This window comes from Nocardioides sp., from assembly GCF_964228225.1.
Lineage (GTDB): Bacteria > Actinomycetota > Actinomycetes > Propionibacteriales > Nocardioidaceae > Nocardioides.
This window is the reverse complement of sequence record NZ_CAXQZB010000032.1, coordinates 12,510-25,435: the sequence shown is the minus strand read 5'-3', so window position 1 is coordinate 25,435 and position 12,926 is coordinate 12,510. Positions and strand designations below refer to the sequence as shown.

12 protein-coding genes are annotated in these 12,926 nt (G+C 73.6%); 3 read left to right on the top strand and 9 right to left on the bottom strand.

Translation table 11 applies throughout. The annotated features are described in order from the left end of the window. Positions 1-28 precede the first annotated feature (28 nt). The 3 genes from ACERUJ_RS07600 to ACERUJ_RS07590 form a co-directional block, all read right to left on the bottom strand. Complete coding sequence (locus ACERUJ_RS07600) at positions 29-1,063, bottom strand: hypothetical protein (RefSeq protein WP_370247893.1); 1,035 nt, start codon at positions 1,061-1,063, stop codon at positions 29-31. Between the two features lie 230 nt (positions 1,064-1,293). After that, a complete protein-coding gene (gene typA / locus ACERUJ_RS07595; RefSeq protein ID WP_370247892.1) occupies positions 1,294-3,186 on the bottom strand; it encodes a translational GTPase TypA in 1,893 nt (630 codons plus the stop codon). Positions 3,187-3,337: 151 nt separating this feature from the next. Next, positions 3,338-5,005, bottom strand: a complete 1,668-nt coding sequence (locus ACERUJ_RS07590; protein ID WP_370247891.1) for a hypothetical protein — start codon at positions 5,003-5,005, stop codon at positions 3,338-3,340. Positions 5,006-5,102: 97 nt separating this feature from the next. On the opposite strand from ACERUJ_RS07590, the gene ACERUJ_RS07585 reads away from it, so the two are divergent. Beyond that, a complete protein-coding gene (locus ACERUJ_RS07585; protein WP_370247890.1) occupies positions 5,103-5,741 on the top strand; it encodes a hypothetical protein in 639 nt (212 codons plus the stop codon). Positions 5,742-5,762: 21 nt separating this feature from the next. Here ACERUJ_RS07585 and ACERUJ_RS07580 read toward each other — a convergent pair whose 3' ends face one another. Both ACERUJ_RS07580 and ACERUJ_RS07575 read right to left on the bottom strand, forming a co-directional pair. Further along, a complete protein-coding gene (locus ACERUJ_RS07580) occupies positions 5,763-6,452 on the bottom strand; it encodes an aspartate/glutamate racemase family protein (protein ID WP_370247889.1) in 690 nt (229 codons plus the stop codon). 72 nt (positions 6,453-6,524) lie between these two features. Further along, entirely contained in the window at positions 6,525-7,304 is a 780-nt protein-coding gene (locus ACERUJ_RS07575) for an SDR family NAD(P)-dependent oxidoreductase (RefSeq protein WP_370247888.1), read from the bottom strand. A 245-nt stretch (positions 7,305-7,549) separates the two neighbouring features. On the opposite strand from ACERUJ_RS07575, the gene mshA reads away from it, so the two are divergent. After that, on the top strand, positions 7,550-8,806 hold the full coding sequence (mshA, locus tag ACERUJ_RS07570) for a D-inositol-3-phosphate glycosyltransferase (RefSeq protein ID WP_370247887.1): 1,257 nt from the start codon (positions 7,550-7,552) through the stop codon (positions 8,804-8,806). Between the two features lie 92 nt (positions 8,807-8,898). After that, positions 8,899-9,405 (top strand): YbjN domain-containing protein, encoded by a 507-nt coding sequence (locus ACERUJ_RS07565; RefSeq protein ID WP_370247925.1) that lies wholly within the window; start codon positions 8,899-8,901, stop codon positions 9,403-9,405. A gap of 126 nt (positions 9,406-9,531) precedes the next feature. Here the strand turns inward: ACERUJ_RS07565 and ACERUJ_RS07560 are convergent, their stop codons facing one another. From ACERUJ_RS07560 to ACERUJ_RS07545, 4 genes are all read right to left on the bottom strand, one after another. Next, the gene (locus tag ACERUJ_RS07560) at positions 9,532-9,894 is read right to left on the bottom strand and encodes a DUF1304 domain-containing protein (protein ID WP_370247886.1); all 363 of its coding nucleotides are present in this window, start codon (positions 9,892-9,894) and stop codon (positions 9,532-9,534) included. Between the two features lie 59 nt (positions 9,895-9,953). Further along, positions 9,954-10,814: a DMT family transporter gene (locus tag ACERUJ_RS07555; RefSeq protein ID WP_370247885.1), complete on the bottom strand. Its 861-nt coding sequence runs from the start codon at positions 10,812-10,814 to the stop codon at positions 9,954-9,956. 133 nt (positions 10,815-10,947) lie between these two features. Next, positions 10,948-11,625, bottom strand: coding sequence for a winged helix-turn-helix domain-containing protein (locus ACERUJ_RS07550; RefSeq protein WP_370247884.1), 678 nt, complete (start codon positions 11,623-11,625; stop codon positions 10,948-10,950). Next, positions 11,622-12,875: a sensor histidine kinase gene (locus tag ACERUJ_RS07545; protein ID WP_370247883.1), complete on the bottom strand. Its 1,254-nt coding sequence runs from the start codon at positions 12,873-12,875 to the stop codon at positions 11,622-11,624. The genes ACERUJ_RS07550 and ACERUJ_RS07545 overlap by 4 nt, the downstream gene beginning before the upstream one ends. Positions 12,876-12,926: the final 51 nt, after the last annotated feature.

Here is a 12,926-nt window from a genome sequence, read left to right as displayed (position 1 = left end):
CGGCCCCCGGAGGGCCGCGCCGGCGCGCTCAGCCGTCGGCGAGCAGCGCCGCGACCTCGGGGGAGGCGTAGAACGGCGCCAGCCGGGCCCGCAGGATCCGGTCCAGGTCGCCCGAGTCGTGCAGCGCCGCCAGCACCGGCGGCGCCAGCCGCACGGCGTCGGCCACGAGGTCCTCCCGACGCAGGTCCAGCTGCTCGAGCAGCTCGGCCGCCGTGTAGCCGCCGAAGCGGTCGAGGAAGGCGTCGACGACGGCGTGCCCCAGGGCCGTCGCCTGCTCGCTCGCCGTCGCGGTGAGCACCACCGCGTGCGCGGCGTCCACGACGCCGGAGATCCGCGTGCGGGCCTCGGGGTCCTGGATGCCGTCGACGCGCCCGGCGGCCGCGAGGTCCCAGACCTGCAGCAGGGCCTCCCGGGTGGCGGGGTCGCGCAACGTCTCCAGCAGGATCCGGTTGAGTCGGCGCACCGCCAGGCCGCCGCCCTTGCCGAGGGTGTCGCCCAGCAGGCCGTCGAGCTGTTTGTCCGCGGCCCCGACCAGCCGGGTCGCGGCGCCGGTGCCGAGATTGACCAGCGAGCCGAGCCCGGGCACCTTGCCGGCCACGGCCTTGTTGGCCTCCACCACCTCGCCCACGATCCGTCCCATGAACCGCGAGGCCACCACGCCCACCGACGGTGCGGCCGCGAGCCGGTCCAGCCGCTGCTCCAGCAGCGGGTGCAGCTCCAGAAGCGCATCGATCAGGCGCTCCACCTGATCCCGGTCGGCCAGGTCGCCGAGCAGGTGCGGCGTCGCCGGACCGTCGAGCAGCAGCTCGGTGGCCATCTCCACGAGCCCGCTCACCGCCGCGCTCGGCGGCACCTCGCGCAGCACCCGCCCCACGACGTCGTGCAGCGCCTCGGCGTCCACGACCTCCGCGATCGGATGCCGCTCGGCCGCGCTCAGCAGCTCCTCGACCACCGCCGCCACCTCGGCCGCGGCGTCCTCACCGGTCAGGCGGGCGAGATGGTGGGCCACCTGGGCGTCCAGCAGCTGCTGGGCGAGGGTCTCGGCGGAGCGTGTCGAAGCCATGGGGGCAACCTAGACGACGGCGCGGGTCCCGCCCGCCGGGGGCGTCGTACCAACCGATCCTGCTGAAAATCAGCCGGAAAACCGCGATTCCGGTTGGTACGACGGCGACCCGGGACCTACGTGCTCGCCTGACGCGCTCGACTTGCCGCCGGCCCTCGCTCCGCTCGGGCGGCAACTCGCCTCGCAGAAGACGAGCAAGCAGGTCGCTCCGCTCGTTCCTCGCTCCGGAACTACTTGCTCGCCTTACGCGCTCGACTTGCCGCCTTCGCCCGGACGTTGGCGTCGAGCTCGACCTTGCGGATGCGGACGGTCTCGGGGGTGATCTCCACGCACTCGTCCTCGCGGCAGAACTCCAGGCACTGCTCGAGGGACAGCTTCTTCGGCGGGATGAGCTTCTCGAAGTTGTCGGAGGTGGCGGACCGGATGTTGGTCTGCTGCTTCTCCTTGGTGATGTTGACGTCCATGTCGTCGGCGCGGGAGTTCTCGCCCACGATCATGCCCTCGTAGACCTCGGTGGCCGGGTCGACGAACAGCACGCCGCGCTCCTGCAGCGACGTCATCGCGTACGCCGTCGCCGCGCCGGCGCGGTCGGCCACCAGCGAGCCGGAGGCGCGCGAGCGGATCTCGCCGGCCCACGGGAAGTAGCCCTCGGAGATGTGGTGGGCGATGCCGGTGCCGCGGGTCTCGGTGAGGAAGTCGGTGCGGAAGCCGATCAGGCCGCGCGCCGGGACGATGAACTCCATGCGCACCCAGCCGGTGCCGTGGTTGGTCATGCCCTCCATGCGGCCCTTGCGGTTGGCCAGCAGCTCGGTGATCGTGCCGAGGAACTCCTCGGGGGCGTCGATCGTGAGGCGCTCGAACGGCTCGTGCAGCTTGCCGTCGATCTCCTTGGTGACCACCTGGGGCTTGCCGACGGTCAGCTCGTAGCCCTCGCGGCGCATCTGCTCGACCAGGATCGCCAGCGCCAGCTCGCCACGGCCCTGCACCTCCCAGGCGTCGGGGCGCTCGGTGGGCAGCACGCGCAGCGACACGTTGCCGATCAGCTCGGAGTCGAGCCGGTCCTTGACCAGGCGGGCGGTGACCTTGTGGCCCTTGCCGCCCTTGCCCACCAGGGGCGAGGTGTTGGTGCCGATGGTCATCGAGATCGCCGGCTCGTCGACGTGGATCAGCGGCAGCGCGATCGGGTTCTCGGGGTCGGCGAGGGTCTCACCGATGGTGATGTCGGGGATGCCGGCCACCGCCACGATGTCGCCGGGGCCGGCCGACTCGCCCGGCTTGCGCTCCAGGCCCTCGGTGATGAGCAGCTCGGTGATCTTGACGTTCTTGACGCCGCCGTCGCGCTGCATCCAGGCCACCTGCTGGCCCTTCTTCAGCGTGCCCTGCTTGATGCGCAGCAGCGCCAGCCGGCCGAGGAACGGCGAGGCGTCGAGGTTGGTGACGTGGGCCTGCAGCGGGGCGCCGTCGTCGTAGGTGGGGGCGGGGATGGTGTCGAGGATCGTCTTGAACAGCGGCTCGAGGTTGTCGCCCTCGGGCAGCGTGCCGTTCTCCGGCTTGGTGAGCGAGGCGATGCCGGCCTTGCCGGAGGCGAAGACCACCGGGAAGTCGAGGGCGTCCTGGCTGTGGCTGTCGTCGAGCAGGTCCATGAACAGCTCGTAGGTCTCGTCCACGACCTCGTCGATCCGCGCGTCGCCACGGTCGGTCTTGTTGACCACCAGGATCACCGGCATGTCGGCGTTGAGCGCCTTGCGCAGCACGAAGCGGGTCTGCGGCAGCGGGCCCTCCGAGGCGTCCACCAGCAGCACGATGCCGTCCACCATCGACAGGCCGCGCTCGACCTCGCCACCGAAGTCGGCGTGGCCGGGGGTGTCGATGATGTTGATGGTCATGCCGCCCTCGGGGGCGTGGGCGCCGGTGTAGCGGATCGCGGTGTTCTTCGCGAGGATCGTGATGCCCTTCTCGCGCTCGAGGTCACCGGAGTCCATGACCCGCTCGGCCACGCCCTCGGCCTGGTGGGCGCTGAACGCCCCGGCCTGGTGGAGCATCGCGTCGACGAGGGTGGTCTTGCCGTGGTCGACGTGGGCCACGATGGCCACGTTGCGCAGGTCGGTGCGGATGCTGGACATGGCGGCGGTGTTCAACTTTCACGAAGCGAGTGCGCGGCTACCGGACGACATGCGGTCCACCCGCGCGGGACGCCGTCGAGTTTAGGGGCGACGCCGGGTCGGAGCCGCATCCGCGCGTCCCGCACCCGACGTCGCCTCCCTCACGTCCTGCTCACGGCAGGGGGCCCCGGAGGAACACCTGGCTCTCGCCGGCCGGACCCTGCGCCCCGAGGTTCGTGGCCTGCGTGGTGAACACGATCCAGTGACCGTCGTCGCTGAGTCGGACGCCGGTGCTGCCGGAGGGCGTGCCCGCGGCGCCCGCCGTGCTCACCGACTCCCGCGTCATCACCGCGCCGGCACTGCGCCACAGGATCACGTCGCGGGCGGAGGTGATCGTGTTGCGGCGCAGCGCGTCGAAGTCGCCGACGAAGCCGATCCGGGTGCCGCTGCCGTCGATCGCGGGCGTCGTGACGAAGCCGCCGGCGTACAGCGGGTCCAGCGGCTCCGATACCAACTCGATGACGCTCAGGTCGTCACGATTCCAGCGGAAGATGTCGGTGGAGGCCGCCGTGTCGTCGGGGTTGATGGTGGTGGCGTCGGACTCGAACGCGACGAACGTGCCGTCGCCGGAGATCTGCGCCCGGCGCGAGCCGCCGGCCGCCTGCAGTCCGCCCGGGGTGGTGGACACCCGGAACAGGCCGGTGCCGGGCCCGAGGTCCTGGTCCCACAGCACGATGTCGCTGCTGCCGTTCGCATCGGCCGGGTACTGGGTCTGGGCCAGGTTGGACGCCTCGGTCTGGAAGGCCACGTGCCGGCCGTCGGCGGAGATGCTGGGCTCGGTCGAGGCGCCGTTCCCGGCGACGTCGGCGGGGCCGCGGCTCAGCAGCGTCGGCGTCCCGGCGCCCTGCTCCCACAGGAACACGTCGGCGCTCGACGTGCCGCCGGCGATGTTCGTGGCGGTGGACTCGAACACGACCCGCTGACCGTCGGCGGAGATGTCGGGATTGATCGCGCTGCCGTTGCTCTGCGCCCCGCCGCTGCCCACCGAGACGAGCTCGTGGGTGTCGGTGGCGCGGCTCCAGCGGTACACGTCGTAGGCCCCGTCGCCGTCGACCCCGTCCAGGCCGGCGGTGCTCGCGAACACCACGAACCGGCCGTCGTCGGAGATCCGGGGCGTGCGGCTGTTGCTGTCGCTCGCGGTCGGCGAGCCGTTGGGGTGCGAGACCACCGTGAACGAGCCGTCGGCGCGGTCCCAGAGGTAGACGTCCAGCCCCGGGCCGGGGTCCTGGGGGGACAGGTCCGACGCCGAGGTGGAGAACACCACGAACCGGCCGTCGCCCGACACGTCCCCCAGCGTGGCGACGCCGTCGGTGAGTCCGCTCGGGAGCGTCGAGACCGGCCACGTGCGGGGACGCACGGTGACGTCGACCGCCGAGGTCGTGGTGCTCCCTGCGGCACGGGTACGGGTGAGCACGGCGCGGTAGGTGCGCGTGCCCGCCCAGGTGGCGCTCAGCCGGAACGTGACGCGCTTGACCGCGCCGGCGCGGGGCAGTCGGGCGCGCTGCACGACCTTCCACGACGATCCGCTGCGCACCTGCAGCGCAACGGGCTGACGGGGCGCACCCTTGCGCACCGCCACCGCCAGCGTCGTCGTCGCGCCGTAGAGGGGGGCCGTGGTGGAGGCGCGCAGCGTGGCGCTGGGCCGAGTCGGAGCCGCCTGCGACGGGCCGGCGCCGCAGGGCCCGAGCAGGGCGGTGAGCGTGGCCAGCACCGTGAGCGAGGCCAGGAGGGGCAGGATCCGGGGGAGACGACGGGTGCGAGCCGCCGCGGGGGCTGTCATGGCGAGCGACCCTAGTGATCCCGGGGCCCGTGGCGCCATGGTCTCGATGATTCCGGCGTCGATAGCCTGCGGTCCTCCCCGATCGTCAGGAACCGCCGTGCTCCCTCGCCTGTTGCTCCTCGTCCTGCTCTCCCTGGTCGTCGGCGCGGCGCCACCGGCAGCAGGGACCGCGTCGACGGCCGGCCTCGGCCTGCCGGGCGTCGACGCCGTCGCCCGGCTCTACCCGGTCTACGAGGGCGGACAGGAGCGGGTGAGCGGCTACCGGCGCGTGTTCGCGACCGGCGCCGACTGCGTCACGACCGAGGCGCTGCTCGTGGCGCCCGCCGGACGCACCGCCGACTACCTGACCGCTCGGCTGGCCGACGAACCGTACGGCCACGGCCTCGACGTCCCCCACGTGGCGGCGCTGCGCTTCGACAGCGCCGACGCCGCCCGAACGGCGGTGGCGGAGGTGCGTTCCTACGCCGAGCGCTGCCGGGGCCGGCACCGCGTCCGCGGCGAGGTGAACCGGGTCGGCCCGCTGCCGCTTCCGCCGGTGGGGACGGCGCGCGCCGGCTTCGTGGGCTTCCACCGCTCGAGCTACGGCGCCGAGCACCTGATGGTCACCGCCGCCTCCCGGGGGAGGTCGGTGGCGGTGGGCCTGCTCTTCAACGCCCGGCGCCCGGTCGACCGCGACGACGCCGTGGCCCTGCTCCGCCTCCAGCTCGCGGCGCTGGGCGACCCCGGGGCGCGCTGAGACGCCGGGGCCGCGGGGGCGTCAGGCCAGGGCGCGGTCCAGCGCCGCCGCGACGTGCAGGGTGGTGCTGGGGAAGACCGGCAGCTCGGAGTCGGCCTGCTTGATGAGCAGCTCCAGCTCGGTGCAGCCGAGCACCACGCCGCCGGCGCCGTCGTCCCAGAGCCGCTCGATGAGGGAGACCACGAAGCGCCGCGAGGCGTCCTTGACCTGCCCGCGCACGAGCTCCTCGTAGATGATCCGGTTCAGCTCGGCGTGCGCCTCGCGGGCCGGCAGGTGCACAGCGAGGCCGCGGCTGGCGAGGTGGTCGGTGAAGAAGGGCCGCGACATCGCGAACGTCGTGCCGAGGAAGCCCACCCGGCTCACCTTCTGCGCAGCACAGGCGTCGGCGATGACGTCGCCCAGGTGCAGCAGCGGGATGTCGACGGCGTCCTGCACCTGGGTGGCGACCCGGTGGAACGTCGTGGTGCACAGCATCAGGAAGTCGGCACCGCCGCGCTCGACCGCCCGGGCGGCGTCGGACAGGATCGTGGCGACGTCGTCCCAGCGCTCCTGCTCCTGCAGCGCCGTGACCTCGGCGAAGTCGACCGAGGCCAGCAGCGTGCGGGCGGAGGACAGCCCGCCCTGCCGCTGCTGCACGCCCCGGTTGAGGGCTGCGTAGTACACGGAGCTGGACTCCCAGCTCATCCCGCCGATCAGGCCGATGGTCTGCACGGGGGTGAGTCTGCCATCCCGCGCCCCCTCCCTCCCGGGGTGCTCGGCGGCGCGCGGCTCCCGCGGTGGCCCTCAGGAGATCCGGTGCACCTTGTGCTGGGCGGCCTGCGCCCGGGGCTTGATCACCAGGGAGTCGATGTTCACGTGCGGCGGGCGGGTCACGACCCAGGTGATGGCGTCGGCGACGTCGTCGGCCACGAGCGGGTCGGGCACCCCGGCGTACACGGCGTCGGCCTTGGCCTGGTCGCCGCCGAAGCGCACCAGCGAGAACTCCTCGGTGTGCACCATCCCGGGCGCCACCTCGCACACTCGCACCGGCTGGTCGAACAGCTCCAGGCGCAGGGTCTCGGTCACGACCTTGGTGCCGTGCTTGGCGGCGGTGTACCCGGCCCCGCCCTCGTAGGCGACCCGGCCGGCGGTCGAGCCGACGTTGCAGATCACGCCGGCGCCGGAGGCGATCAGCGCCGGCAGCAGGGCGCGGGTGACGCGCATCAGGCCGATCACGTTGACGTCGTACATCGCGCGCCACTGCTCGGGGTCGGCGTCGGCCACCGGCGTCAGACCGAACGCGCCGCCGGCGTTGTTGACCAGCACCGCGAGCTCGCCGCCGCGCTCCTGCACCAGCGCGGCGAGCGCCGCGACCGCGTCGTCGTCGGTGACGTCGCACGCCACGGCGGTGCCGCCGATCTCGGCCGCCAGCGCCTCGATGCGCTCGGTGCGCCGGGCCGCGCACAGCACGTGGAACCCCGCCGCGGCCAGGTGGCGGGCGGTGGCCTCCCCGATGCCGCTGCTGGCGCCGGTCACGACGGCGAGGGGGCGGCTGCCGGTGGAGGTGGTGCGCTCGTCGCTCATGCCCCCCATCCTGCCCCCGCCCGTCCCACCCGGGCGGGCCACCCCGTCCCGCCCGGCCCGGACGGCCCATCCGACCGGTCGGTCCCGCCCCGAAAGGTGGCGGCAGAGCACTGCCGCACCCGTCAGGATCGGGAATCAGGACGGTGCGGCGGCTGTTGAGTGCCCGCGGAGGGGTCCGTGCGACGACGCGCGGTGCCCCAGCACCATCGACACCAGCCATCGACCGAGAGCGGAAGGAGCGGGGGATGACGCCGGAGCGGGTCGCCATGATCAGCCTGCACACCTCCCCGCTCGACCAGCCCGGCACCGGCGACGCCGGTGGCATGAACGTCTACGTCGTCGAGCTGGCCCGGCGGCTCGCCGCGGCCGGCGTCGAGGTGGACGTCTTCACCCGTGCCACCCGCTCGAGCCTCCCGCCGGTGGTCGAGGTCGTCGACGGGGTGACCGTGCGCCACGTCGTCGCCGGACCCTTCGAGGGCCTCACCAAGGCCGAGCTGCCCGCGCAGCTGTGCGCCTTCGCCCGCGAGGTGCTGCGCACCGAGGCCGCCGAGCCGCGCGGCTACTACAGCGCCGTGCACAGCCACTACTGGCTCTCCGGACAGGTCGGCGCGCTGGCCCGCGACCGTTGGGGCGTGCCCCTGGTGCACTCGATGCACACCATGGCCCGGGTCAAGAACGAGTCGCTGGCCGCGGGTGACACCCCCGAGCCGGAGGTGCGGGTGATCGGGGAGCAGCAGGTGGTCGACGCCGCCGACGCGCTCATCGCCAACACCGACCTCGAGGCCAAGCAGCTCATCAACCTCTACGACGCCGACCCCACCCGGGTCGAGGTGATCCACCCCGGCGTCGACCTCGACGTCTTCGCGCCCCGCGGCCGGGCCGCGAGCCGCGCGGCGCTCGGGCTGCCGGCCGACGCCGACATCCTGCTGTTCGCCGGGCGCATCCAGCCGCTCAAGGCGCCCGACGTGCTGGTCAAGGCGGTCGCGGTGCTCCTGGCGCGCCGTCCCGAGCTGCGGGCGCGGCTGCAGCTGGTGGTCGTCGGCGGGCCCTCCGGCTCCGGTCTGGACCGTCCCGAGTCGCTGGCCGCGCTCGTGCGCGAGCTCGGCCTCGCCGATGTCGTGCGGTTCGTGCCCCCGGTCTCCCAGCGCGAGCTGGCGCGGTGGTACTCCGCGGCGTCGGTCGTCGCGGTGCCCTCCTACAACGAGTCCTTCGGGCTGGTGGCCGCCGAGGCGCAGGCCTGCGGCACCCCGGTGGTCGCGGCGGCGGTGGGCGGCCTCACCACGGTGGTGCAGCACGACCGCACCGGCCTGCTGGTGGAGGGACACGATCCCGCGGTGTGGGCCGAGCAGCTGGCCGCCGTGCTGGGCGACCGCCCCCGGTGGGAGCGGCTGGCCGCCGGCGCGGCCGCCGCGGCCCGCGAGCTGTCGTGGGAGGCCACCGCCGAGGCGACGCTCGGGGTGTACCGGCGGGCCCGGGGCGCCATGCGAGAGTCGGAGCTGTGAGCCTGTTCGACGCCGACGCCCTGAGCCGCCCCGGAGGCCCCGCCCTCGCGACCCCCGGAGCCCCGCCGGCCCAGGTGTCCTTCGGCGGCGGCGTGCCCGACCCGACCGCGCTCGCCGTCGTCCGGGCCTACCTCGCGGCCAACGACCTGGAGGCCGAGGAGACCGCCCCGGGCAGCTTCTCCTTCGCCCTGCCCGGGGAGAAGAAGCTGCAGACGCCGGTGCGGCTCGACGTCGGCCCGCAGGTGCTGGGTCTGCACGCCTTCGTGTGCCGTGCCCCGGATGAGAACTTCGAGGGTGTCTACCGCTGGCTGCTGCAGCGCAACCTGCGGCTCTACGGCGTCGCCTTCGCCCTGGACCGCCTGGGCGACATCTACCTCGACGGCCGCCTTCCGGTGGCCGTCGTCACCGAGCCCGAGCTGGACCGGCTGCTGGGGGCGGTGCTCAGCATCGCCGACGGCTCCTTCAACACCCTGCTCGAGCTCGGCTTCGCCTCCTCCATCCGCAAGGAGTGGGAGTGGCGCAAGCTGCGCGGGGAGTCCACCGCCAACCTCCAGGCCTTCGCCGGCTGGCTCGAGCAGGACGACGACCCCACCTCCTGACGCTCGGGGTCACCGGGGGAGCGTTGCAACAAGCGACATGTGCAGGCGCCGACCGTGGGATCCGCGGACGCTGCTGCACATTTCGCTTGTTGCCACGGAGGACGGCGGCCCTGCGGCGGTGAGTCGTCAGGAGGCGAGGGCCACGGCGCCGAGGGCGACGGCGCCGGGGAGGGCCTGGACCAGCAGGATCCGGGGGTTGGCGGTGAGAGCGCCGTAGACGCCGGCCACCACCACGCAGCCGAGGAAGAAGACCTGCACCTCGGGGTGGTCGGCCACCAGGCCCCAGACCAGGCCGGTGGCCAGGAAGCCGTTGTAGAGGCCCTGGTTGGCGGCGAGCACCTTGGTGGCCTCGGCGAACTCCAGGTCCAGGCCGAACGCGGCGCGGCCGCGCGGCGTCGTCCACAGGAACATCTCCAGCACCAGGATGTAGGCGTGGAGCAGGGCGACGGCCCCCACGAGGACCGCTGCGATCACCTCCGCCGTCGACATGGCCCCAGCATGGCAGCGCGAGGGTGACAGAGGATCGTCGGATCAGGAACGATTCGGTGTCAGGAGCGCCGCGCCACCGCGACCCCGACCAGCGCCAGCGCCCCACCGAGGTAGGCCACCGTCGGCGGCGCCTCGCCGAGCAGCACGGCGCTGAGCACGATCGTGACCACCGGCACCGCGTAGGTCGTGACGCCGAGGCGCGACGCCGTGAGGTGCTGCAGCGCGACGGCGTAGGTCGTGAACGCCACCGCGGTGGGGAACAGGCCGAGGTACACCAGCCACCAGATCGAGGACGCCGGGGCCGCGCGCAGGTCGTGCACGAGCACGGGGGCGAACGGCAGCAGCGCGAGCGCCCCGATCGTGCACGCCACCCAGGTCACCTGCACCGCCGGGAGACGGGCCGCGAGGGTCTTCTGCACCACCAGGCTCACCGCGTAGGCGGCCGCCGACACCAGGCACAGCAGCACGCCGACGACGTCGAGCGCCGCCGCGGGGCCGCCGGCCTCGCCCGCCCGGCCGCCGAGGGCGATGACCGCGACGCCGGCGAACGCCAGCGCCAGGCCCACCGCCAGGCGCCGGGTGAAGGGCTCGTCGAGCACGAGGGCGGCGAGCACGGCGATCAGCACGGGCGAGATCTGGATCAGCAGCGCGGCCGTCCCGGCGTCGACCCGCCGCTCGCCCTCGTTGAGGGCCACCATGTAGAGGGCGTACCAGAGCAGTCCGATGAGGATCAGCGCGCGCCACTGGGGGCCGGTCGGTCGTGCCAGCGGCGTGCGGTGGTGGGCCCGCCACGCCACGGCTCCGAGGGCGAGCGCGCCCACGGCGAGCCGCCCCAGCGCCATCGAGCCGGGCGCGAAGTCCTCCCCGAGGTGGCGGATCGCGACGAACGCCGAAGCCCACAGCACCACCGTGACGACCACGGCGGTGGCCGGGACCCAGGCGGCCGCCGAAGTGGCCGCCGAGGTGGCCGTCGGGGTGGCGGCCGGATCAGCGGGCGGGTCGACCGGGGGTCCCGGCGCCGGGGTGGTCAGCGCGGGCTCGCGGACGTCGGGATCACAGGTCCAGTTTGTACCCGAGGCCGCGCACGGTGACCAGGTAGCGAGGCTCGCTGGGCTCGGGCTCGAGCTTGGCGCGCAGCCGCTTGACGTGCACGTCGAGGGTCTTGGTGTCGCCGACGTAGTCCGAGCCCCACACGCGGTCGATCAGCTGGCCGCGGGTGAGCACCCGGCCGGGGTTGCGCAGGAACATCTCCAGCAGCTCGAACTCCTTCAGCGGCAGCCGCTGCTCCTGACCGTCGACGGTCACGACGTGGCGCTCGACGTCCATGCGCACCGGCCCGGCCTCCAGGGTGTCGGGCAGCAGGTCGGGGTCCTGGCCGCGGCGCAGCACGGCGCGGATGCGGGCGGTGAGCTCGCGGGGGGAGTAGGGCTTGGTGACGTAGTCGTCGGCGCCGAGCTCGAGGCCCACGACCTTGTCGACCTCGTCGTCCTTGGCGCTGACCATGATCACCGGCACGTTGGAGGTCTGCCGGATCGTGCGGCACACCTCGGTGCCGGGGATGCCGGGGAGCATGAGGTCGAGCAGCACGATGTCGGCGCCGTTGCGGTCGAACTCCAGCAGCGCGGCGTGGCCGTCGGCCGCGATCGCGACCGCGAAGCCCTCCGTGCGCAGCATGTAGGCGAGGGCGTCGCTGTAGCTCTCTTCATCCTCGACGACGAGTACCCGGGTCACGGGCGGTCCTCCTGTGCTGGGGCGGGCGCCTCGTGCGCCGCGCCGGTCGGGCGGGAAGCGGTGCTCGGGGCCGGGTCGGCCTCGGGCACGGCGTGGGGGCGGTCGGTGCGGTGCGGCCCGGCGTCGTCCTCGTCCACCCCGGCGAGGGGGAGGATGAGCGTGAACGTCGAGCCCTGGCCCTCCACCGACCACACCCGCACGTCGCCGCCGTGGGTGGCGGCGACGTGCTTGACGATCGAGAGGCCCAGGCCGGTGCCGCCGGTGGAGCGGTGGCGGGCGGGGTCGACGCGGTAGAAGCGCTCGAAGATCCGGTCCAGCTCGGCCTGCGGGATGCCGATGCCCTGGTCGATGACGCTGATCTCGACGTCGGTGCGGGTGCTGCGCGTGCTGACCACCACCGAGGAGTCGGGGTCGGAGTAGTGCACGGCGTTGGCCACGAGGTTGGCCACCGCGGTGGTGATCTGCTCCTCGCTGCCCAGGATCTTCAGCCCCTGCTCGCCGCCGGCCACCACGGTGATGCCCTTGGCGGCGGCGTCGATCGCGCTGGTGTCGATCGCGAGGCTGACGATCTGGTCGACCGAGAGCGGCGTCGGCGACTCCAGCGGCTCGTCGCCCTGCAGGCGCGACAGTTCGATCACCTGCTGCACCAGCCGGGTCAGTCGGTCGCCCTCGGTGACCATGCGGGTGCTGAACCGGCGCACGGCCTCGGGGTCGTCGGCGGCGTCGTGCACGGCGTCGGCCAGCAGCCGGATCGCGCCGACGGGCGTCTTGAGCTCGTGGCTGACGTTGGCCACGAAGTCGCGTCGCACCGCCTCGACGCGGCGCTCGCGGGTGCGGTCCTCCAGCAGCGCCAGCACCAGGCGCGACCCGAGCGGGGCCACGCGGACCGTGACGTGACGGGCCGGGGCCACGCGACGCGGCATCACCAGCTCGGTCTCGCGGATCTGGCCGTCGCGGCGCACCTCGCTCACCAGGCTCGAGAGCGTCTCGTGGGTGAGCGAGGTGCCGCGCACCAGCCCCATCGCGTACGCCGGCGCCGAAGCCTTGAGCACCATGTCGGCGTCGTCGACGATCACCGCGCTGCTGCGCAGGACCGAGAGGACGGCGGCGACGGCGTCGGGCACGACGTCCTCGCGCTCGATCGGGGCGGGGCGCTGCTGACGGTCGCTGAGCGCCCACGCCAGCACGGCGCCTCCGGCGACACCGGCCCCGGCGAGCGCGGCCAGGGCCGCCTGCAGGGTCGGGTCCACAGACCGGATGGTACGCACGGCCGGCCCGCCGCCTCGCCCTGTGGACGGTGT

Bases quoted from the DNA above. Each gene is read 5' to 3' on its own strand.
- ACERUJ_RS07600 (WP_370247893.1), bottom strand. From the start codon at position 1,063: ATGGCTTCGACACGCTCCGCCGAGACCCTCGCCCAGCAGCTGCTGGAC.
- ACERUJ_RS07575 (WP_370247888.1), bottom strand. From the start codon at position 7,304: ATGAGCGACGAGCGCACCACCTCCACCGGCAGCCGCCCCCTCGCCGTC.
- typA (WP_370247892.1), bottom strand. From the start codon at position 3,186: ATGTCCAGCATCCGCACCGACCTGCGCAACGTGGCCATCGTGGCCCAC.
- ACERUJ_RS07590 (WP_370247891.1), bottom strand. From the start codon at position 5,005: ATGACAGCCCCCGCGGCGGCTCGCACCCGTCGTCTCCCCCGGATCCTG.
- mshA (WP_370247887.1), top strand. From the start codon at position 7,550: ATGACGCCGGAGCGGGTCGCCATGATCAGCCTGCACACCTCCCCGCTC.
- ACERUJ_RS07560 (WP_370247886.1), bottom strand. From the start codon at position 9,894: ATGTCGACGGCGGAGGTGATCGCAGCGGTCCTCGTGGGGGCCGTCGCC.